18 protein-coding genes and 1 tRNA gene are annotated in these 20540 nt (G+C 72.3%); 14 read left to right on the top strand and 5 right to left on the bottom strand.

Going from position 1 to position 20540, the window contains the following annotated elements:
* Positions 1-22 precede the first annotated feature (22 nt).
* Complete coding sequence (locus SM418_RS03000; RefSeq protein WP_371938431.1) at positions 23-1903, top strand: hypothetical protein; 1881 nt, start codon at positions 23-25, stop codon at positions 1901-1903.
* Here SM418_RS03000 and SM418_RS02995 read toward each other — a convergent pair.
* Positions 1900-3516: an ArnT family glycosyltransferase gene (locus SM418_RS02995; RefSeq protein WP_371938432.1), complete on the bottom strand. Its 1617-nt coding sequence runs from the start codon at positions 3514-3516 to the stop codon at positions 1900-1902. The two genes, SM418_RS03000 and SM418_RS02995, sit on opposite strands and share 4 nt — an antisense overlap.
* A gap of 96 nt (positions 3517-3612) precedes the next feature.
* Here SM418_RS02995 and metG point away from each other — a divergent pair, with 96 nt between their 5' ends.
* The 9 genes from metG (at position 3613) to SM418_RS02950 (ending at position 13687) form a co-directional block, all read left to right on the top strand.
* A complete protein-coding gene (gene metG / locus SM418_RS02990; RefSeq protein ID WP_371938433.1) occupies positions 3613-5406 on the top strand; it encodes a methionine--tRNA ligase in 1794 nt (597 codons plus the stop codon).
* A complete protein-coding gene (locus SM418_RS02985; protein ID WP_371938434.1) occupies positions 5403-6227 on the top strand; it encodes a TatD family hydrolase in 825 nt (274 codons plus the stop codon). The genes metG and SM418_RS02985 overlap by 4 nt, the downstream gene beginning before the upstream one ends.
* Positions 6228-6428: 201 nt before the next feature.
* Positions 6429-7226 carry a resuscitation-promoting factor gene (locus SM418_RS02980; protein ID WP_371938435.1) on the top strand — a complete coding sequence of 266 codons (798 nt, stop codon included), beginning with the start codon at positions 6429-6431 and terminating at the stop codon, positions 7224-7226.
* A 29-nt stretch (positions 7227-7255) separates the two neighbouring features.
* Positions 7256-8137, top strand: coding sequence for a 16S rRNA (adenine(1518)-N(6)/adenine(1519)-N(6))-dimethyltransferase RsmA (gene rsmA / locus SM418_RS02975; protein WP_371938436.1), 882 nt, complete (start codon positions 7256-7258; stop codon positions 8135-8137).
* A 131-nt stretch (positions 8138-8268) separates the two neighbouring features.
* A complete protein-coding gene (locus SM418_RS02970) occupies positions 8269-9342 on the top strand; it encodes a glycoside hydrolase family 26 protein (protein ID WP_371938437.1) in 1074 nt (357 codons plus the stop codon).
* A 19-nt stretch (positions 9343-9361) separates the two neighbouring features.
* A complete protein-coding gene (locus SM418_RS02965; protein ID WP_371939000.1) occupies positions 9362-10282 on the top strand; it encodes a 4-(cytidine 5'-diphospho)-2-C-methyl-D-erythritol kinase in 921 nt (306 codons plus the stop codon).
* 130 nt (positions 10283-10412) lie between these two features.
* On the top strand, positions 10413-10589 hold the full coding sequence (locus SM418_RS02960; RefSeq protein WP_371938438.1) for a hypothetical protein: 177 nt from the start codon (positions 10413-10415) through the stop codon (positions 10587-10589).
* 151 nt (positions 10590-10740) lie between these two features.
* Positions 10741-12522, top strand: coding sequence for an ABC-F family ATP-binding cassette domain-containing protein (locus SM418_RS02955; protein ID WP_371938439.1), 1782 nt, complete (start codon positions 10741-10743; stop codon positions 12520-12522).
* A gap of 49 nt (positions 12523-12571) precedes the next feature.
* On the top strand, positions 12572-13687 hold the full coding sequence (locus tag SM418_RS02950) for an amidase (RefSeq protein WP_371938440.1): 1116 nt from the start codon (positions 12572-12574) through the stop codon (positions 13685-13687).
* A gap of 16 nt (positions 13688-13703) precedes the next feature.
* On the opposite strand, the gene SM418_RS02945 is transcribed toward SM418_RS02950, so the two are convergent.
* On the bottom strand, positions 13704-14195 hold the full coding sequence (locus SM418_RS02945; protein ID WP_371938441.1) for a MarR family winged helix-turn-helix transcriptional regulator: 492 nt from the start codon (positions 14193-14195) through the stop codon (positions 13704-13706).
* 9 nt (positions 14196-14204) lie between these two features.
* Positions 14205-15038, bottom strand: a complete 834-nt coding sequence (locus tag SM418_RS02940) for a patatin-like phospholipase family protein (RefSeq protein WP_371938442.1) — start codon at positions 15036-15038, stop codon at positions 14205-14207.
* Between the two features lie 140 nt (positions 15039-15178).
* On the opposite strand from SM418_RS02940, the gene SM418_RS02935 reads away from it, so the two are divergent.
* Complete coding sequence (locus tag SM418_RS02935) at positions 15179-15973, top strand: trans-aconitate 2-methyltransferase (RefSeq protein WP_371938443.1); 795 nt, start codon at positions 15179-15181, stop codon at positions 15971-15973.
* A gap of 180 nt (positions 15974-16153) precedes the next feature.
* Here SM418_RS02935 and SM418_RS02930 read toward each other — a convergent pair whose 3' ends face one another.
* Positions 16154-16945 carry a TetR/AcrR family transcriptional regulator gene (locus SM418_RS02930; RefSeq protein WP_371938444.1) on the bottom strand — a complete coding sequence of 264 codons (792 nt, stop codon included), beginning with the start codon at positions 16943-16945 and terminating at the stop codon, positions 16154-16156.
* Between the two features lie 17 nt (positions 16946-16962).
* Complete coding sequence (locus SM418_RS02925; protein ID WP_371938445.1) at positions 16963-17916, bottom strand: acyl-CoA desaturase; 954 nt, start codon at positions 17914-17916, stop codon at positions 16963-16965.
* Positions 17917-18255: 339 nt separating this feature from the next.
* Here SM418_RS02925 and SM418_RS02920 point away from each other — a divergent pair, with 339 nt between their 5' ends.
* From SM418_RS02920 to glmU, 3 genes are all read left to right on the top strand, one after another.
* Positions 18256-18780, top strand: a complete 525-nt coding sequence (locus tag SM418_RS02920) for a helix-turn-helix domain-containing protein (protein WP_371938446.1) — start codon at positions 18256-18258, stop codon at positions 18778-18780.
* A 76-nt stretch (positions 18781-18856) separates the two neighbouring features.
* A tRNA-Gln gene (locus tag SM418_RS02915) sits at positions 18857-18928 on the top strand.
* Positions 18929-19093: 165 nt separating this feature from the next.
* Positions 19094-20539: a bifunctional UDP-N-acetylglucosamine diphosphorylase/glucosamine-1-phosphate N-acetyltransferase GlmU gene (gene glmU, locus SM418_RS02910; protein ID WP_371938447.1), complete on the top strand. Its 1446-nt coding sequence runs from the start codon at positions 19094-19096 to the stop codon at positions 20537-20539.
* The last annotated feature ends 1 nt before the right edge of the window (position 20540 follow it).

Below are 20540 nucleotides of genomic sequence, written 5' to 3'. Positions count from 1 at the left end.
TCCCGCCCGCACTGTGACAGGCTTGACCGGCGATGCTTCCTCGTTCACCGACAGCGGGCGCCCGGCGCGCCGCGCGCCGATGAGCGCCCGTCCCCCGGCGGGCGCCGAGACCGCGTCCCGGTCCGTCGCGCGGTCTCCGGTCGCCCCGGCGGAATCCCGCGCCGTCCCGTCCCCGACGAGCCGCCGCCGCTGGGCCTGGCTGTTCGTGCTCGGCTGGGCGGTGCAGGTCGCCGTCCGGCTGTGGCTGGGCTCGGGGCAGACGATCCCGGTGGCGACGCCGGACGAGTCCGGGTACCTGTTCGCCGCCCGCGTCCTCACCGGCGGGCCCGACGCGGACATGTCGTACGGGACGGTCTACCGGGGCGGCTACCCGCTGCTGCTGACCCCCGCGATCTGGCTCGGCGGCGGCCCGGTCGGCGTCTACCGGATCGCGCTGGTCGTCAACGCGCTGATCAGCGCGGCGATGCTGCCGCTGGCCCACCTGCTGCTGCGCCGCCTCCAGGTGCGGCGGCTCTGGTCGCATGTGTTCGCCCACGTGACCGCGCTGCTGCCGTGCGTGCTGTTCTACTCCGCGTTCGTGCTGACGGACGCGATCCTGCCGGTCATCTTCACCGGCTGGCTGCTGCTCGCCCACACCTGGCTCACCGAGCCCGCGAAGCGGCCCGGGCGCCGCGCCCGCGTCCGCCCGCTGCTGTGCGGGACGGGCGCGTCGCTGCTCGTCGCCTACGCCGCCACCTGCCACACGCGCGGCGCGATCCTGCTGGGCGCGCACGCGGCGCTGATCGTGGCCGCGCCGCTCCTGCGGTGGCGGTCATGGCGCGACGCGTCCGCCGCCGGGGCCGTCCTCGCCGCCGCGACCGGGGCCGGGACGCTGCTGAACCGCTCTCTGCTGCCGCACATGTACCCCTACGGCGACAACCACCTCGGCGCCAACGTCGTCCAGCGGCTCACCACGCACGACGGGTGGGGCTGGATGGTGTCGCTCGGCACCGGCCAGGTCTGGTACACGGCCGTCGCGACCGGGGGGATCGCCGCGGTGGGCCTGCTCGCGGTGGCGTTCGCCGCGATCCGGCCGCCGGCCGTCCTGCCCGGCTCGCCCGGCAGGACGCGGGCGCTGGCCCTCGCCGTCCTCGCGATCGTGGCGGGCATCGCGCTCGCGACCTCGGCGGCGCTGCCGGTCGAGTACCGCATCGGCAACTACGTCTACGGCCGCTACCTCGCCTGCGTCACCCCGGTGCTGTTCGCCGCCGGGGTCGCGGTCGTGCTGCGCGCCCCGCGCCGGGCGCTGCTGTGGGCGGTGTCGTCGGCGGCCGCGGTGACGGTCGCCGCGGCCTGCGTCGTCCAGTGGTACGCGGGCGACCTGCTCGGCCAGTACACCTACACGTCCTACGACTTCCCGGAGACGTCGCTGCTGACGTGGGACTGGACGTCGTTCCGTCTCTGGCGGGCCACCGCGATCGGCCTCGTCCTGCTGGGGCTGTCCGTGGCGGTCGTGCGGCTGCGCCGGTACGGCCCGCTGCTCCTCGCGGGCCTGCTCGCCGCCGTCGCGATCGCCATGTGCGTCACCGCGATCGACCGGATCGCGCAGCCGCTGGTGCGGGCCGAGACCGCGCACACCGATCTGCGGGACCGCGTCGACGTGCGCGCGCAGCACTCCATCGCCATCGACTGGAACGTGCCGTGGACGATCCGGCTCTCGCAGTTCTACTGGGCGTGGTGGAGCGACGGCATCGTCTTCAACGCCCGGGACGTCGCTCCGCCGCAGAACGTCGACGTGGTCGTCCTGGCGTGGCCGAAGGACGTCCCCGCCACGGCGTCCTGGCCTAAGGGCGCCCCGCCGGGCTGGCACGTCGCCGACAGCCGCCGCACCGTCAGGGGCGACTGGGTCGCCTGGACGCGCTAGTCCGCGGCGGGCGGCGGGTTCCACAGCTGCAGGATCCCGTCCGAGGAGCGCCACCTGAGCGTCCAGCCCTGGGCCGGGTCCGGGCGCCAGCCGCCGCCGATCTGCGACTCCATCCCGCGCCAGCGCGTGTAGAGCATCGGGCCCTCCGTCGCGTCGCGCGGGATCTGCGGCATGTAGTGCGGGAAGTCGCGGATCTCGCCGCGCCAGACCGGGTCGCCCCACGCGTCGCGCGTGTAGAACGAGAGGGTCTGCGCGAGCCGCCGGTCGGCGCAGATCAGCGTGATGTCGCGGTGGCCGCCGAGGTAGCCGCGCAGCTCGTTCCACGCCTTGTCGCGCGGCAGGTCAGGTACGGCGCGGACGGCGGCGGCCGTGTACGTCCCGCCGAGCGCGACCGCGAGGACGGGCACGACGACGGCCTTCAGCCGCAACCGGGAGACCCACCCGGACGGCAGCATCCGGAACATCAGGGTCAGGGAGCCGAACCCGCCGGCGAGCAGCGCGGGCAGCACCGCGAACCAGTACCGCTGGAGCCAGGCGCGCAGCGAGATGCTGTCCGGGTCGAGGACGCCGGAGAACAGCGTCAGCGGGACGGCGAGGGTGAAGAACCACACCAGCACCAGCGCGAGCCGCCGGTCGCGGGTGACGGCCCAGCCGACGATCGTGAGGGCGAGCGCGGCGGTGAAGACGAGGCCGAGCGGGTTCCAGTCGTGCATCGCGCGCAGGAACGAGCGTGCGGCGAGCGAGCGGGTCACGTAGTCGCGGGACTGGCCGCCGTGCTCGGCCGCCGACAGCAGCCCGGCGAGCGGGCTGCCCCACACGAGCTGGTTGTGCGCGAAGTTGAGGAGCAGGATCGCGAGCATCGGCGCGCCGACCGTGACGTTGCGCCGCCACGGGATCCGCAGCAGCGCCAGGTAGGCGGGGATGGCGAGGAACAGGAACGCCAGGAACTCCCGGACGAGGAACGACGCGCCGAGGAACACCCCGGCGGCGAGCAGCATGCGGGTCTGCGCCCGCCCGGTCCTGCGGCTCGCGACGACGAGGCCCGCCATCCCGATCGCCAGCAGCCCGGCGCCCGGCATGTCCGGCAGCATCACCCCGGTCGACCAGGTGATCTCGTGACCGAACGGGTTGGTCATCGTGAAGAACGGGTGGATCAGCAGGACCGCCGCGGACGCGACGCCCGCCACGTCCCCGAACAGCGACCGGACGACCAGGTACGTCCCGACGAAGAAGGCGATCCCGCCGAGGGCCGCGACGGCGAAGTAGGCGGCCTGGCCGGGCCCGAGGACCTCCTGGACGAGCCGCGCCGGCAGCACGAGCCCGATCCGGGTGACCTGGTGGGGGACCTCGTCGAACGGCCACTGGGCGAGCGGGACGTCCGGCCAGTCGCGGGCGGCGAGCCACACGTAGTACGGGTCGAAGTACAGCGGCGGCGTCATGATCACCCACTGGGCGAGCACGGTGGACGCCGCGACCAGCAGGGACAGCCACACCACGCGCCGCGTCCGCCGCACCCGGCCGAGCGCCCGCGCGGCGCGGCGGCGGGGCGGGCGGGCCGGCCCGGCGTCGCTCGGAGTCCGCTCGACGGCCTCTTCGGACGTGGTCTGGGCCATGCCTGGGCTCCCCCGCCTCACTGATCATCCTGCCCCGGAACCCGGACCAGGTTACTCGCGTGCCGTGGCCTCCGTGACGCGACTACCCTTGAATCCATGTCCTCGTCAAGCCGTCATATCTTGACCGCGCCCGCCTGGCCGTACGCCAACGGGCCCCGTCACATCGGGCACGTCTCCGGTTTCGCGCTGCCCGCCGACATGTTCAGCCGCTACCAGCGGATGGCGGGCAACAAGGTCCTGATGGTCAGCGGCACCGACGAGCACGGCACGCCCATCCAGGTGCAGGCCGACAAGGAGGGCGTGACCGCCCGCGAGCTGGCCGACCGCTACAGCGGCGTGATCGCCGAGGACCTGCACGGCCTCGGCATGACCTACGACCTGTTCACCCGGACGACGACGCTGAACCACTACGCGGTCGTCCAGGAGGTCTTCAAGGGCCTGTACGACAACGGCTACATCTTCCCGACCAAGACGATGGGCGCGATCTCGCCGTCCACCGGCCGCACCCTCCCGGACCGCTACATCGAGGGCACCTGCCCCATCTGCGGGTACGACGGCGCGCGCGGCGACCAGTGCGACAACTGCGGCAACCAGCTCGACCCGATCGACCTGATCAACCCGGTGTCGCGGATCAACGGCGAGAAGCCGAAGTTCGTGGAGACCGAGCACTTCATGCTCGACCTGCCCGCGTTCACCGAGGTCCTCGGCCGCTACCTGCGCGGCAAGCAGGGCCAGTGGCGGCCGAACGTGCTGAAGTTCGCGCTGAACCTGCTGGACGACATGCAGCCGCGGGCGATCAGCCGCGACCTCGACTGGGGCGTGCCGATCCCGCTGGACGGCTGGCGCGACAACCCGGCGAAGAAGCTGTACGTGTGGTTCGACGCGGTCGTCGGCTACTTCTCCGCGTCGGTGGAGTGGGCGCGGCGGTCCGGCGACCCGGAGGCGTGGCGCGCCTGGTGGCAGGACCCGGACGCCCTGTCGTACTACTTCATGGGCAAGGACAACATCGTCTTCCACGCCGAGATCTGGCCGGCGATGCTGTTCGGCTACAGCGGCCAGGGCGACAAGGGCGGCACGCCGGGGTCGATGGGCGCGCTGAACGCCCCGACCGAGGTGGTGTCGTCGGAGTTCCTGACGATGGAGGGCAGGAAGTTCTCCTCGTCCCGCAACGTCGTCATCTACGTGAAGGACTTCCTGGAGCGCTACGACGTCGACGCGCTGCGCTACTACGTCGCGGTCGCGGGCCCCGAGAACCAGGACACCGACTTCACCTGGTCGGAGTTCGTCCGCCGCAACAACGACGAGCTGGTCGCCGCGTGGGGCAACCTCGTCAACCGCTCGGTGAACATGGCGGCGAAGAACTACGGGGCGATCCCGGAGGCCGGCGACCTCACCGACGCCGACCGTGCGCTGATGGAGCGCAGCCGGGGCGCGTTCTCCGCCGTGGGCGCCGAACTCGGCCGCTCCCGGTTCAAGAACTCGATCACCGAGGCGCTGGACGTCGTCCGCGACGCCAACAAGTACCTGTCCGACCAGGCGCCCTGGAAGCTGAAGGACGACCCCGACCGCGTCAAGTCGATCCTGCACACCGCGCTCCAGGTCGTGGACGACGCGAAGACGCTGCTGACGCCGTTCCTGCCTAACTCCTCGCAGAAGGTCTACGAGATGCTCGGCGGGGAGGGCGTGTGGAGCGGCATGCCCGAGCTCACGACCGTGTCGGAGGAGGGCGGGCCCGACTACCGCGTCCTCACCGGCGACTACGCGACCGAGGCGCGCTGGGAGTCCACGCCGATCAAGCCGGGCGTCCCGCTGAGCAAGCCGGTCCCGCTGTTCAAGAAGCTCGACCCGTCCGTGGTGGACGAGGAACTCGCCAGGCTGGAGAACACGTGACCCGAGACGGGGACGGGCAGGCCTCGCGGTCCTTCCCGCCGTTGCCCGAGCGCCTGCCCGTGGACGTCCTCGACAGCCACTGCCACCTCGACATCGTCGAGACGCCGGTCGACGAGCAGCTGAAGTCGGCGAAGGCTGCGGGCATCGCGCGGATCGTCACGATCGGCTGCGACCTGCCGTCCTCCCGGTTCGCGGTGGAGACCGCCGGGGAGTTCGACGACGTGTACGCGGCGGTGGCGATCCACCCGAACGAGACGACGGGGATCTCCGACGCCGTCCTGGAGGACGTGGCGCGGCTGGCCGCGCACCCGAAGGTCCGCGCGATCGGCGAGACCGGCCTGGACTACTACCGCGACTGGGCGCCCAAGGAGGACCAGCACCGCTCCTTCCGCGCCCACGTCGAGATCTCCAAGCGGCTCGGCAAGGCCCTGGTCATCCACGACCGCGACGCCCACGACGACGTGCTCGCCATCCTGTACGAGGAGGGCGCGCCGGAGAAGGTGGTCTTCCACTGCTACTCCGGCGACGCCCGGATGGCCGAGATCTGCGCCGAGCACGGCTACCTGATGAGCTTCGCCGGGAACGTCACGTTCAAGAACGCGGAGCCGCTGCGCGAGGCGCTGCGGGCCGCGCCGCTGGACCTGCTGCTCGTGGAGACCGACGCGCCGTTCCTCACGCCGATCCCGCACCGGGGCAAGCCGAACGCGTCCTACCTGATCCCGCACACCGTCCGCGCGATGGCCGAGATCAAGGGCGTGGACCTGGCGGAGCTGTGCACGGCGATCGCCGCGAACGGGGAGCGCGTCTTCGGCCCATGGTGATCCGGCCCTGCTGGTTCGGCCCTGCTGGTTCGGCCCCGGGTGAGGCGCGCGTCACGGGGAGCCTGTGACGGCACGCCGGATGTGGGATGTGCCGCTCGGACGGGACCTCTGTGGGCGATGAGGTGGCGGAGAACGTCCGGGTGCCTCTACTCTCTGGCCGTTGAGCGGGCGCCCCCGAGCCCGGACCCCCTGGAGGACCACGTGCGCCGACCCCCCGCGGCCTTCGCCGTTCCCGTCGTGCTGGCAACGGCGATGTCGGTCGCGGCGTGCGGCGGCGAATCGCCGTCCCCGAAGAGCGACGCGCCCGCCGCGGACGCGCCGAAGACCAGCGCCCCCGCGCCGCGCAAGGTGGTCGTCGTGGTCGACGGCAAGCCGACCGAGACGATGACGACGGGCACGACCGTCCAGCAGGTCCTGGAGCAGGCGAAGATCGCGCTCGGCCCGCACGACCTGGTCAAGCCGGCCGCCGACCAGCCGCCCGGCGAGATCGTCAAGATCATGCGGCTGCTGTCCGCGCCGAAGCTCAAGGTCGTCAGGACGCCGGCCAAGACGATCCGCAAGAGCAGCTCGTCGGTGCCGCCGTGGAGCGAGAAGGTGCTGCGCGAGGGCAAGGCGGGCGTCACGATCGTGAAATGGGCGTACGTCCGGCGCAAGGGCAAGAAGGTCCCGAAGGTCCTCGCGCAGAAGGTCAAGAGCAGGCCGGTCGCGCGGATCCTCGCGGTCGGCCCGAAGTCGGCGGGCACCGGGTCGGCGGCGCGGCTGAACTGGGCCGGGCTCGCCAAGTGCGAGTCCGGCGGCAACCCGAAGTCGGTGAACCCGGCCGGGTACTACGGCCTCTACCAGTTCTCCATGGCCACCTGGACGTCGGTCGGCGGCACGGGCAAGCCGTCCGACGCCAGCGCCGGGGAGCAGACCTACCGCGCCCAGCTCCTCTACAACAAGGTCAACGGGCGCTGGCAGGGCCAGTGGCCGAACTGCGGCAAGTACCTGTTCTCCTGAGCCCCCTCCCGAGCTGAAACAATCACCGGATGGGGGAGACACGGGGGCTGCTCGGGCCGGCGGACGTGCGCGCGCTGGCGGCGCGGCTCGGCATCAGGCCGACGAAGACGCTCGGGCAGAACTTCGTCATCGACGCCAACACCGTCCGGCGGATCGTCCGGGCCGCCGGGCTGTCCGCCGACGACGTCGTCATCGAGGTGGGGCCCGGGCTTGGGTCGCTCACGCTGGCGCTGCTGCCGGAGGTGCGGCGCGTCGTCGCGGTGGAGGTCGACGCGGCGCTCGCCGCGGAGCTGCCCGCCACGGTCGCGGCGCGCGAACCGGATCTCGCGGGCCGACTGGAGGTCGTGCACGCCGACGCGATGAAGATCACAGGCGTGCCGGGGCCGGACCCGACCGCGCTCGTCGCGAACCTCCCCTACAACGTCGCCGTCCCCGTCGTCCTGCACCTGCTGGCGGCCCTGCCTTCGCTGCGGACCGCGCTGGTCATGGTGCAGGCGGAGGTCGCCGACCGGATGGTCGCGCCCCCCGGCGGGAAGATCTACGGCGTCCCGTCGGTGAAGCTCGCCTGGTACGGGGACGCGCGCCGCGCCGGGGCGGTCGGGCGCGCGGTGTTCTGGCCCGCGCCGAACGTCGACTCCGGGCTCGTCGCGTTCACCCGCCGCGACCCGCCGCCGGGCACGGCGTCCCGCGCGGAGGTGTTCGCCGTGGTCGACGCCGCGTTCGCGCAGCGCCGCAAGACGCTGCGCGCGGCCCTCGCGGGCTGGGCGGGCTCCGCCGCGGCGGCCGAGGAGGCGCTGCGCGCGGCGGGCGTCGACCCGCGCGCCAGAGGAGAAGCTCTGGACGTGGCCGCCTTCGCCCGCATTGCCGAGTATGGTCCTTCACGCCGGGGAGATCGATCCCAGGCCCCCTAGGCGGGCGATTCCCCCGGGGGCGGTCCCGCACGGGGGCGGCACAACACCAGTACGAGCCGGAGGTCGATGTGAAGGCGCGTTCGCGGACGGCGCGGACCAGAGTGCTCCTCGGGGGGTCGAGGCTTCCCCTCGTGGGGACCGCGCTGCTCGCGACCGCGGGGCTGGTCGCGATCGTGGCGGCCGGCTGCGGGGACGGCGCGGGCGCCGTGCCGAAGGTCACCACGACGGCGCGCGCCGGGGTGGCGCCGGTCCCGCCGCGGCAGGGCGCCTACTTCGGCGCCTGGGTGCCGCCGGAGGGGACCGGGGGGCCCTCTCCCTCCGGCTCCGCATCCGCCTCCCCGTCCGGGTCGCCGTCGGTTTCACCGTCCGGGAAGGACGCCGGCAAGCCCGGCATGGCGCCGATCGCCGAATTCGAGCGGCGGCTCGGCCGCCAGCTCGACATCGTGCAGAGCTACCGGGGCTGGAAGGGCGACTTCCCCGGCGCGCTGGAGAAGTCCGTCGCGGACAGCAACCGGTACCTCCTGCTGACCTGGGCCGGCGGCGACACCCGGGAGATCGTCCAGGGCGAGCACGACGAGCTCATCGCGCGCCGCGCCCGCGCCGTGAAGGCCCTCGGCAAGCCGGTGTTCCTGCGCTGGTCGCGCGACATGGACAGGACGTCCGCCGGGAAGCGCGTCCACTCCCAGGCGGACTTCATCGCCGCGTGGAAGCACATGCGGGAGATCTTCAAGCGGGAGAACGTCCACAACGTCGCGTGGGTGTGGTGCCCCACCGCCCGCGGCTTCGGCGGCGCCGACGCCGGCTCGTTCTACCCGGGCGACGACCAGGTCGACTGGATCTGCGCCGACGCCCCGCCCGGCGCCGACTACGACTACCGCGACCTGTCCGAGTCCGTGAAGCTGTTCCTGCAATGGGCCCGCAAGCACAACAAGCCCATCATGATCGCCGAGTTCGGGGTGCCGAAGTCCTACGGCGCGCGCCGCGACGAATGGCTGCGCGAGGCCGCCAAGACCCTGCAGGACCCGCAGGTCAGGGCCGTTGTGTACTTCAACTCCGACGAGCAGGCAGAAAACGCCCGGGACAGGCGCCGCGCCTACTCGGTGACCGGTGACAAGCACGCGATGTCGGCGCTGCGCGAGCTGGCGACCACCCCGTACTTCAACCCCCGCAACCTCCCCGTCACCAGTGGGGGACAGGTCCCGTAGGGTTTCGGACGTGAGCGCAGTGACGGTACGCGTCCCCGCCAAGGTGAACCTCCAACTCGGCGTGGGGCCGATCCGCGATGACGGCTACCACGACCTCGTCAACGTGTTCCACGCCGTGTCGCTGTTCGACATGGTGACGGCCGAGCCCGCGCGGGAGCTGGAGGTGCACGTCCAGGCCGCGCCGTATTCGCGGGTGGCGATCGGAGGCGTCCCCACCGATGACGACAACCTCGCGGCGAAGGCCGCGAGGCTCGTCGCGGAGCGGCTCGGCGTCGAACCCCGGGTCGCGCTGCGGATCCGCAAAGCGATCCCGGTCGCGGGCGGCATGGCGGGCGGCAGCGCCGACGCCGCCGCCGCGCTGGTCGCCTGCGCCAGGCTGTGGGACGACCGGGACCGGCCCGTCCTGTCCAGGGACGACCTGATGGAGATCGGCGCGGACCTCGGCAGCGACGTGCCCTTCGCCGTCCTCGGCGGCACCGCCGTCGGCGTCGGACGCGGCGAGCGGCTCACCCCCGCCCTCACCCGCGGGACGTTCCACTGGGTGTTCGCCACCGCCGACGGCGGCCTGTCCACGCCCGCCGTCTACGGCGAGTGCGACCGGCTCCGGCTGGAGGCGGGGCGGGCGGCGCCGTGGCCGAGCGTCTCCGAGCAGCTGATGACCGCGCTCGCCACCGGCGACGCCAAGGGCCTCGGCGACGCGCTGTCGAACGACCTGCAGCCCGCCGCGCTGTCGCTGCGCCCGGCGCTGCGCCGCACGATCGACGCCGGCCGGGACCTCGGCGCGATCGGCGCGCTGGTCTCCGGCTCCGGGCCCACCTGCGCGTTCCTCGCCGAGACCGCCGAGGACGCCGCCGACCTCGCGGCCGCGCTGGACGGGACGGGCGTCGCCGAGCAGGTCGTCCGGGCGTCCGGGCCCGTTCCCGGCGCGACCGTGGTCTGACGTGTGAGCGCGTCGCGCGGCGTGCGGTAGGTGCGCTCGGCACACAAGCGAACCTCCTGCCCGCGACGGACGTCCTACTCTGCGTGACTGCGATTCCCCGCCGCACCGATCCCTCCGGCGAGGTGCGGCGATGACGATCCTGCCGGTGCTGCTCGGGCTGGTCGCGCTCGCCATGATGGCGGCGCTCGCCGTACTCGCCGTGCGCCGCGATCGTGACATACGCCATAACGCGCCTGGCGCGTCCCCGCGGGGCGCCGCCGTGCGGGGCCACGCGGGGGACCGCTCCACGCCCCCGGCCGTTCACTGACCCACGGCAGTCCCGCAAGGCCGGTGACGGCGCGGGCGAGTTCCGAGGTATGAGCGTGCTGATCGTCGCGGTCGGCTGAACGTGCGGGGCTCCCCCACGCGCGGGCGGGCCGTACGGGAGGCGCGCCCAGGGCAATAGGCTTGGCGGTGTCGTGAATCTGATCAACCTTGAGAACGTCGCCAAGGCCTACGGGCCGGAGCCGCTGCTCGACTCTGTGTCCCTCGGCCTGGACGAGGGCGACCGCATCGGCGTCGTCGGCCGCAACGGCGGCGGCAAGAGCACCCTCGTGTCCGTCCTCGCCCGGGAGACCGAGCCCGACGGCGGGCGCGTCACGCACGCGCGCGGCGTGCGGCTCGGCTACCTGACCCAGCGGGACGCGTTCCCGGACGGCGCCACCGTCCGGTCGGTGGTGCTGGGCGAGCGCGCCGAGCACGAGTGGGCGGGCGACGTCCGCGTCCGCGACATCCTCGCCGGGCTGCTCGCCGACCTCGACCTGGACGCGCCGCTCGCCGGCATGTCCGGCGGCGAGCGCCGCCGCGTCGCGCTGGCCCGGCTCCTCGTCCCCGAGTCCGACCTGCTGATGCTGGACGAGCCGACCAACCACCTCGACATCGAGGCGATCGACTGGCTCGCCCGGCACCTGCGCGGCCGCAAGGTCGCGCTGCTCGTCGTCACCCACGACCGCTGGTTCCTCGACGAGGTCACCGACCGGACGTGGGAGGTCGTCGACGGCCGCGTCGAACGCTACGAGGGCGGCTACTCCGCGTACGTCCTGGCGAAGGCCGAGCGGTCCCGGATCGCCGCCGCCACCGAGGCCAAGCGGCAGAACCTCCTCCGCAAGGAACTGGCGTGGCTGCGCCGCGGCCCGCAGGCCCGCACGTCCAAGCCCAAGTTCCGGGTCGACGCCGCGCAGGCCCTCATCGCCGACGAGCCGCCGCTGCGCGACTCCGTCGAGCTGACCCGGTTCGCGACCGCGCGGCTCGGCAAGACCGTCTACGACATCGAGGACGTGACCGTCCGGCTCGGCGACCGGGAGCTGTTCCGGCGCATGACCTGGCAGCTCGGGCCCGGCGACCGGGTCGGGCTCGTCGGCGTCAACGGCAGTGGCAAGAGCACCCTGCTCCGTCTGCTGGACGGGGCCGTCCGGCCGGAGTCGGGCGAGGTGGTGCAGGGCAAGACCGTCCAGCTCGCGCACCTGTCGCAGAACCTGGAGGAACTCGACCCGTCCCGGCGCGTGCTGGAGTCGGTCGAGGAGGTCAGGCGCCGCATCACCGTCGGCAAGCGCGAGTGGACGGCGGGCCAGCTCCTGGAGCGGCTCGGCTTCCCCAGTGACCGGCAGTGGACGCCCGTCGGCGACCTGTCCGGCGGTGAGCGCCGCCGCCTGCAGCTGCTCCGGTTGCTGATGGGCGAGCCCAACGTCCTCCTCTTGGACGAGCCCACCAACGACCTCGACATCGAGACGCTCACCGAAGTCGAGGACCTGCTCGACGGATGGCCGGGGACGCTCGTCGTCGTCAGCCACGACCGGTACTTCCTGGAGCGCGTCACCGACCACGTCGTGGCGCTCCTCGGCGACGGCCGCGTGTCGATGCTGCCCGGCGGCGTCGACGAGTACCTCGAACGCCGCGCCGCCGGGGCCGCCCCCAAGCCGGTCGCGGCGCCGAAGCCCGGGGCGGCGCCCGCCGCCGAGAGGCCCGCGCCGGCGGCGAAGCCCAAGGGCGGGCAGGACTGGAAGGCCCGCAAGGAACTCGACCGCCTCGAACGCCGCCTGGACAAGCTCGCCGGGCAGGAGGCCGAACTCCACGAGCAGCTCGCCGCGCACGCCACCGACTACGCCAAGCTCCAGGAGCTGGACGCCCGGCTGCGGGAGATCCAGGCCGAGGCCGCGGGCGTCGAGGAGGAATGGCTGATGCTGGCCGAGGATCTCGGCTAGCAGGACGGCCGGCTGGAGAAAGCGGTACCGGGCCGGGATGATCCGTCAGATGACGACATGGATCATCAAGACGGACATGCCCGGTGACGGTCCGCGGCTGGCCGTCAAGGACGCCATCGACGTGGCCGGCCTGCCCACGACGGCGGGCTGCGAGGCCGTCGCCGAGCGCGCCGAACCCGCCGCCGCGGACGCGCCCGTCGTCGCCGCCGCCCGCGCGCAGGGCGCCCGCGTCGCCGGCAAGGCCAACCTGAACGAACTGTGCATGGCCGCCGACGGCGTCAACCCGTGGTCCGGCACGCCGGTGAATCCGCTCGACCCGTCACGGGTGCCGGGCGGCTCGTCCAGCGGCTCCGCCGTCGCCGTCGCCACCGGCGAGGCCGACGTCGCGTTCGGCACCGACACGTCCGGATCGATCCGCATCCCGGCCGCCTGCTGCGGCATCGCCGGGCTGAAGACCACCAACGGGCGCGTCCCCCTCGAGGGCGTGCACCCGCTGTCGCCCACCCTGGACGTCGTCGGCCCCATGGGACGCGACGTCGCCGCCGTCGTCCTCGGCATGGGCCTCATCGAACCCGGGTTCACACCCGCCCCGTACGACCCCGCCCTGCCGGTCGCGCGCCTCCGCGTGGACGGCGTGGACCCCGCGATCGACGCCGCCATCGATGACGCGCTGCGCCTCCTCGGCCCCATCACCGACGTCACGTCCCCCCTTTACGGGCAGGGGGCCGGCGTCAACGGCGTCATCGTCAGCGCCGAGGGGTGGCGGCAGAACGGGCACCTGCTCGACGCCCCGTCCAAGCTGAGCGGGCGCATCCACCGGCGCATCCAGCAGATGAAGGACGTGTCGGAGGCCGGAATGATCGACTGGGCCCTCGGCGCCCGGAAGGAACTCCGCGCCGAACTGGACGCGATCCTCGCCCGGCACGCGGCGATCGCGCTGCCCGTCCTGACCTGCGTCGCCCCCGAACCCGGCGCGGCGGACGAATCCGATCTCGTGCTCACCACGCTGACCGGCCAGGCCAACGTCGCCGGGCTGCCCGCGTTCGCGCTGCCCGTCCCGCTGCCGGGCTCGCACCTGCCCGCGTCCGTCCAGCTCATCGGCGAGGCCGGAAGCGAGGAACGGCTCTGCGGGCTGGCCGCCGCGCTGGAGGCCGCCTTGTCCTGACCGGTCCGACCGCGCGCTAGTCCCGGTCGAACGGGATCAGGAGGGTGCGGAGGAGGTCGGCCAGCACGTCACGCTGATCGGGGCTGAGGCCCTCCAGGATCGCCTGCTCCCGTTCGAGGAGATCGGCGAACGCCGCGTCCACGCGCGTCAGGCCCGCCTCGGTGAGGCGGACCTGCACGCCGCGCTTGTCCTGCGGGTCGGGGTGCCGCTCGACCAGACCCGCCGCCGCGAGGCGGTCGATGCGGTTCGTCATGGTGCCGGACGTCACCAGCGTCGCGCGAAGCAGCCGCCCGGGGCTCAGCTGGTAGGGCGACCCCGCGCGGCGCAGCGCGGTGAGGACGTCGAACTCCCACGACTCCAGGTCGTGCGCGACGAACACGGCGCGGCGGGCGCGGTCCAGGTGCCGGGCCAGCCGGGACACGCGGCTGAGGACCTGCAGCGGCCGGACGTCCAGGTCCGGGCGTTCCGCGTTCCACGCCTCGACCAGCCTGTCGACCTCATCGCGCATCCCGCCACCCTACCTGTCTCGATATCGAGACACACTCCCCGATTTCACGGTCAGTGCGGCCGCGATCAGCTCGGCCGCCTCCGCCGCCTGCCGGCGCCCCTCCCGGTAGGCGGGCGTCCAGCGGGACATGTCGCCGACGTTGTCCCCGAACACCTCCTGCGACCGCTCGTCCGGGGCGATCCGGACGGCCGCCTGCGCGCCGTCCCCCAGACGGCCGAACGGCTCGACCAGGACGATCGTCCCGGCTCCCTTCGCCAGCGCCGCATTGGACCCGCCGCCGAACGCGCCGTCCATGTAGCGGCGCCCGCCGACCGTCACCGGCCGCGCGAAACCCGGCGCGGCGCTGCTCGCCGCGACCGCCGCCGACAGCGGGACGCCGCTCGCCGCGTCCCACACGACCGGCTCGCCCGCCGCGACGTCCACCCCGGTGACCAGCAGCCGGCCGGAGGGCCACTCGTCCGTCCCGACCAGGAACAGCATGGACGCGCGATGCTCCTCCTCGGGAAGCGCCTCCGCCTCCAGCGCGAGCCGGCCGATCCGGCGCCTGACCTCGTCCGGCGCCAGGTCCGGGTCGGCGCCCAGCTCGAACGCCCGTGCCATCACCGACATGTCCGCCGGAGCGCGGGGCGGCCCGTCCCGCGGCGGCAGCTCCGCCAGTTCCGGCAGGTCGCGCCCGGTCATGATCGCCGCGCCCGCGATCGCGCCCGCCGACGTGCCGACGATCAGATCCGCGCCCGCCGGGTCCACGCCCGCCTCGCGCAGCCCGGCCGCGAGGCCGAGCAGCCACGCCGTGCCGACCGGGCCGCCGGGCCCGAGCACCAATGCCCACTCATTCGCTGTCATGACGGCGAGCCTAAGAACGCGCGCACGCGCGCCGCCATCGGCCGGTGGACCTAGGTCTCGGGGTCGCTCCGGACGGAATCCCGGGCGACACGCGGTAGGACTCTTGACATCAAGATATGGGCGCGGCATGCTGTGTCTTGATGTCGAGAGAAAATGGCGCCGTGTGGGATCCCGCGCAGTACGGGATCTTCGTCGGTGAACGCGCCAGGCCGTTCACCGAGCTCGTCGCGCGCCTCGGCGACGCCGAGCCCGCCCGCGTCACCGATCTCGGCTGCGGCAGCGGCGAACTCACCGCCACCCTCGCCGCCCGCTGGCCCGACGCCGTCATCGAAGCCCTCGACAGCTCGCCCGAGATGATCGCCGAGGCCCGCCGGCACGAGATCCCCGGACGGCTCACCTTCCGCGTCGGCGACGTCACCACCTGGAAGCCCGCCGAGGCCGTCGACCTCATCGTCTCCAACGCCGTCCTGCAATGGGTCCCCGAGCACCTCGACCTGCTTGCGAGGTGGGTGGACGCGCTCGCACCCGGCGGACGGCTCGCCTTCCAGGTCCCCGGCAACTTCGGCGCGCCCAGCCACGTCCTGCTCCGCGAACTCGGCCGCTCCGACCGCTGGCGCGCCAAACTCGGCCGGCTCCAGCACGACGCGCCCGTCCTCGACCCCGCCAGCTACCTCGACCTGCTCACCCGCCACGGATGCTCCGTCGACGCCTGGGAGACCACCTACACCCAGGTCCTCCAGGGCGACGACCCCGTCCTCGAATGGGTCAAGGGCACCGCGCTACGACCCGCCCTCGCCGCACTCGACCCGGACGAGACCGGCGAATTCCTCGCCGACTACCGGGACCGGCTGCGCCGGGCCTACCCCGCCGCTCCGTACGGCACCGTGTTCCCGTTCAGGAGGATCTTCGTGATCGCCACCCGGAACACCACCTAGACGGGATGCCGCCCGCCCACCGAGGGAAGCGACTCGTTCCCCTGCGGTGTGCCGACCCCGGCGGGCGGGCGGCGTTCACAGATCCCGGACTCGTGACCCGAGCCCGGCGACCCCTGGCCGGTGGCCGCCCGGACGAACTCCGGGCGGCCACCGGTTGTCATTCCGCTCACGTCGATGAGCTCACGTCGACGGGTCGGCGATCCCGTCCAGATCCCGGCGCGCCTTGCGCTGGGCGCGCTGCGCCCGCTCCGCCTTCGCCGCCGCCTTCTCCTCGGCCTTCTCCGCCTTGGCGGCCGCCTTCTCCGCGCGCTTCTCCTGCCGCTCCATCTCCTTGCGGCGGCGGCGCGGATCGAGCGACGGCTTCGGCTCCAGCGCCGACAGGCCGTTCCACGCGAGGTTCACCACGTGCGCGGCGACCTCCTCCCGGCGCGGCCTGCGGACGTCCAGCCACCACTGGCCCGTCATCGCGACCATGCCGACCAGCATCTGCGCGTACATGGGCGCGAACCTGTCGTCGTACTCGTGCCGGTCGAACTCCTGGGCGAGGACGTACTCCACCTCACCGGCGATCTCGCTCAGCAGGCTGGCGTAGCTGCCGGTGCCCGTCCCGCCGTGCGAGTCGCGGACGAGGATCCGGAACCCGTCCGGATGCTCCTCGATGTACTCCAGCAGCGCCAGGGCGGCCTTCTCCAGCTTCCCGCGGTAGTGGATCGCCGAGTTCAGCGAGTCGGTGACGAGGCGCAGCAGCCGCTCGAACTCCCGGTCGACGACGACCGCGTACAGCCCTTCCTTGCCGCCGAAATGCTCGTACACCACGGGCTTGGAGACCCCGGCGGCCGACGCGATCTCCTCCACCGAGGTGCCGTCCAGCCCGCGCTCGGCGAACAGGGACCGGCCGATGTCGAGGAGCTGCTCGCGACGTTCCTTGCCGGTCATCCGCTTTCTGCGGGGCCTGGGAGCGGGATCTGTCACGGGATCAATTGTGGCGGTCAAACCGCCTGCTTCGTGCGTTTCGCCGCCAGCCTGTCGCTGTCCGGCCACCGGACGTCGTGCGCCCAGCCCGCCTTCTCGAACGCCCGGATGATCCGGGCGCTGATGTCGATCTGCCCCTTCAGTACCCCGTGCCGCGCGCACGTCGGGTCCGAATGGTGCAGGTTGTGCCACGACTCGCCCAGCGACGGGATCGCCAGCCACCACACGTTGCGGGACTTGTCGCGGACCTCGAACTCCTCCTTGCCGAAGGTGTGGCAGATCGAGTTGATCGACCACGTCACATGATGGACCAGGGTGATCCGGACGAACCCGGCCCAGAACAGTGCGGTCAGGAAGCCCGCCCACGACATGGTGACGAGCCCGCCGATCGCCGCCGGCAGCAGGAACGAGGCCGCCACCAGCCCCGGGAACGCCAGGTGGATGCGCCTGATGTCGGGGTCGTTCAGCAGGTCCTTGGCGAACCGCTGCTTGGACGTCCGGTTGGCGTCGAACAGCCAGCCGTAGTGCGCCCACAGCAGCCCCTTCGTCAACGCCTTCCAGTCGTCGCCGAACCGCCACGGCGAGTGCGGGTCGAACTCCTTGTCGGAGTGCTTGTGATGGCGCCGGTGGTCGGCGACCCACGTGATGACGGGCCCCTCGATGGCCATGCTCCCGGCCAGCGCCATGAAGATCTTCAAACCCCGCCTGGCCTTGAACGAACCGTGCGTGAAGTACCGGTGGTAGCCGACCGTGATGCCCCCGGCTGACAGCACGTAGAACACCGCCATGAGCACGACGTCCGTCCAGCCCAGGAACCGGCCCCAGGCCAGTGGAACCGCCGCGAACAGCGCGAGGAACGGCACACCGGTGAACACCGCGATGAGCACGCGTTCGGCGTTGCCCCGCGACTCGGGATTGATCTCGGGACGCGGTTGCGGTCGGGGAGGATCCACGGTTGGAGCCGTTGTCATGCGGTCACCACTTCCTGCGACTAGGCAAGTCCTTACCTACGCCAACGTAACCTACGGAACCGTAGGTTGGACAGCGTCGAACGGCAAATTCGGTGCGAAACTACCTCACCGGTCACCAATCCCTCCCGTGCCCCGCCACTCGCGCGGGACCGCACCCTGCTCGGATTTGCTCGGGCGCGACGCCGAGTCGGGTCTCGGCTCCCTCGCTGAGGTGCCGGATACGAAGAGGGCTTGCCCATAACGGACGCAGTAAACCAATCCGGGCAAGCGACCGGCTCACATCATTACGGAGAGCAAGATATTGGCAACGCAGAGTTAACTTACTGGTATGGTTTTCCCATGACTGGACCGATGCCGGACGAGATCCGAGACATGCTCAAGCCCAAGGCCATCGAACTCCGCCGCCGAGGCCAGACCTACGACGAGATCGCCGAGTCGCTGAACATCAGCAAGAGCACCTGCTCGCTCTGGTTAAGAGACCTCCCTCGCCCACCTCGCCGCCCCTATACCCCTGAGCGGCACGCGGCGATGTGGGAAGGGCACTGGATCCCGTACCACGAGAGACGGGAGAAGGAGCGGCTGACGGTGAAGCTGGCGGCGTGCCGCGAAGTCGGCGAGTTCGATGACCGGGACATTCTCGTGGCGGGAGCCTTGATCTACTGGTGTGAGGGAGAGAAGGACAAGAGCTATCGGCGCATCGAGGGCTGGGTCTACGGCGCCATGCTCGGTGGCGCGGCTGCCGAGGCGCGGCTGACCAGCCGGTCCGATGCGGTTCTCGGCCAGATCCTGGGCAGGCGCGGCGGATTGGGCCGGCCGGTGCCTGCTCGGGAAGATCCCGGCAGGCCTAGCGTCTCGGCGGACTGAGGTGGGTCTCTCCGGCGCCAGTCGGTATCGTAGGTGCCGGCGGGTTCGGGACTCTGTCCCGGTCCGTCCGTTTTGATCCGGCGTGGTGTAATCGGCAGCACATGGGTTTTTGGTGCCTATAGTTCAGGTTCAAGTCCTGGCGCCGGAGCTGTCTGAAATGTCCTCTGAGGTGAGGCGGGGCGGGCCGCGGGGTGACAGGGGCGGGACGGGCGGTATCCTGCCCGTGTCGGGTGCGTTCCGGCCTGCCTTGTCGTGATCTCGCAGGTGGGCGCGTCCGAGACCGATCCCGTCCGCGATGCCGAGGAGCCTCCTTGTGAGTGCTGCGAGCCGACCGGCCGCCGTCATCGTTCTCGCCGCGGGCGAGGGCACCCGGATGAAGTCCCGAAAGTCGAAGGTCCTGCACGAGCTGTGCGGGCGCAGCATGCTCGGGCACGTGCTGGCCGCCGCGCGGCGGCTGGAGCCGGAGCGGCTCGTCGTGGTCGTCGGGCACCGGCGCGAGCAGGTCGTCGAGCATCTCGCCGAGCACGCGCCGGACGCGGAGGCCGCCGTCCAGGAGCAGCAGGGCGGGACGGGCCACGCGGTGCGGATGGCGCTGGAGCAGACCGGCGCGCTCGACGGCACCGTGGTCGTCACGAACGGCGACCACCCCCTGCTGCGGGGCGAGACGCTGCAGGCGCTCGTCCAGGCGCACGAGGACGAGGGCAACGCCGCCACCGTGCTGACGACCGAGATGCCGGACGCGGCCGGGTACGGGCGGATGGTCCGGGCGGCCGACGGCAGCCTCGAGGCGATCGTCGAGCACAAGGACGCCACCGAAGAGCAGCGGGCGATCAACGAGATCAACGTCGGCATGTACGCGTTCGACGGCGCCCTGCTGGCGGACGCGCTGAAGCGGGTGACCACCGACAACGCGGGCGGCGAGGAGTACCTCACCGACGTGGTGGCGATCATGCGCGGGGACGGCCACCGGGCCGGCGCGCATCTGGCCGCCGACTGGGTGGAGACGCAGGGCGTGAACGACCGGGTTCAGCTCGCGCAGGCGCGCAGGCAGCTGAACGACCGGATCCTCGAGGCGCACATGCGGGCCGGAGTCACGATCATCGACCCGGCGTCCACATGGATCGACGCGGACGTGACCGCCGAGCAGGACGTCGAGATCCACCCGGGGACGCAGCTGCGCGGCGGCACGCACCTCGCTGAGGGCGCGCTGGTCGGTCCGGGCTGCACGCTGACCGACACGAGGGTCGGCGAGGGCGCGTCCGTGATCAACGCCGTGTGCGTGGAGGCGGAGATCGGGGCCGAGGCGACCGTCGGGCCCTACGCCTACCTGCGGCCGGGCACCCGGCTGGCGCGCAAGGCCAAGGTCGGCACGTACGTCGAGACCAAGAACGCCGACATCGGCGAGGGCACGAAGGTGCCGCACCTGACCTATGTGGGCGACGCCGAGATCGGCGCGGGCTCGAACATCGGCGCGAGCTCGGTGTTCGTCAACTACGACGGCGTCCAGAAGCATCGCAGCGTGATCGGGTCGCATGTGAAGGTCGGCAGCGACAACATGATCGTCGCGCCGGTGACGGTGGGCGACGGCGCCTACACCGCGGCCGGGTCGGTGATCGTCAAGGACGTCCCGCCGGGGGCGATGGCGGTCGCGCGGGCGACGCAGCGCAACGTCGAGGGCTGGGTGGAGCGCAGGCGGCCGGGGAGCCCGGCGGCCGAGGCGGCCCGCCGGGCGAGGGGCGAGGACGACGGCGCGCCCTAAC

This window comes from Actinomadura chokoriensis, from assembly GCF_041463665.1.
GTDB lineage: Bacteria > Actinomycetota > Actinomycetes > Streptosporangiales > Streptosporangiaceae > Spirillospora > Spirillospora chokoriensis_A.
The sequence above is the reverse complement of the archived record's forward strand: the minus strand, read 5'-3'. Positions and strand labels throughout refer to the sequence as shown.